Below are 1,229 nucleotides of genomic sequence, written 5' to 3'. Positions count from 1 at the left end.
AACAGGCTGAAAATTGTTTTGCGTCTCTCGAACGCGCGCCAGAACGCTTCTGGCGTTGTAAGGTTAAGCCTCACGGGTCATTAGTACCGGTTAGCTCAACGCATCGCTGCGCTTACACACCCGGCCTATCAACGTCGTAGTCTTCAACGTCCCTTCAGGGGGCTCAGGGCCCCAGGGAGAATTCATCTCGAGGCAAGTTTCGCGCTTAGATGCTTTCAGCGCTTATCTTTTCCGCACTTAGCTACCGGGCAATGCCATTGGCATGACAACCCGAACACCAGCGGTGCGTTCACTCCGGTCCTCTCGTACTAGGAGCAACCCCTCTCAATTCTCCAGCGCCCACGGCAGATAGGGACCGAACTGTCTCACGACGTTCTAAACCCAGCTCGCGTACCACTTTAAACGGCGAACAGCCGTACCCTTGGGACCTACTTCAGCCCCAGGATGTGATGAGCCGACATCGAGGTGCCAAACACCGCCGTCGATATGAACTCTTGGGCGGTATCAGCCTGTTATCCCCGGAGTACCTTTTATCCGTTGAGCGATGGCCCTTCCATTCAGAACCACCGGATCACTATGACCTGCTTTCGCACCTGCTCGAGCCGTCACTCTCGCAGTCAAGCTAGCTTATGCCATTGCACTAACCTCACGATGTCCGACCGTGATTAGCTAACCTTCGTGCTCCTCCGTTACTCTTTAGGAGGAGACCGCCCCAGTCAAACTACCCACCAGACACTGTCCCCACGCCGGATTACGGCGCCAGGTTAGAACATCAAACGTTAAAGGGTGGTATTTCAAGGTTGGCTCCACGCAGACTGGCGTCCACGCTTCAAAGCCTCCCACCTATCCTACACATCAAGGCTCAATGTTCAGTGTCAAGCTGTAGTAAAGGTTCACGGGGTCTTTCCGTCTTGCCGCGGGTACACTGCATCTTCACAGCGAGTTCAATTTCACTGAGTCTCGGGTGGAGACAGCCTGGCCATCATTACGCCATTCGTGCAGGTCGGAACTTACCCGACAAGGAATTTCGCTACCTTAGGACCGTTATAGTTACGGCCGCCGTTTACCGGGGCTTCGATCAAGAGCTTCTCCTTGCGGATAACCCCATCAATTAACCTTCCGGCACCGGGCAGGCGTCACACCGTATACGTCCACTTTCGTGTTTGCACAGTGCTGTGTTTTTAATAAACAGTTGCAGCCAGCTGGTATCTTCGACTGCCTTCAGCTCC

1 rRNA gene is annotated in these 1,229 nt (G+C 54.2%); it reads right to left on the bottom strand.

The features are described from left to right. Nucleotides 1-59: 59 nt before the first annotated feature. Nucleotides 60-1,229: ribosomal RNA gene (locus EPE01S_RS22665) — 23S ribosomal RNA — on the bottom strand; the annotation flags it as partial.

The organism is Erwinia persicina NBRC 102418 (assembly GCF_001571305.1).
In the GTDB taxonomy this organism is placed as follows: Bacteria; Pseudomonadota; Gammaproteobacteria; order Enterobacterales; family Enterobacteriaceae; genus Erwinia; species Erwinia persicina.
This window is presented reverse-complemented; position numbering and strand designations above follow the sequence as displayed.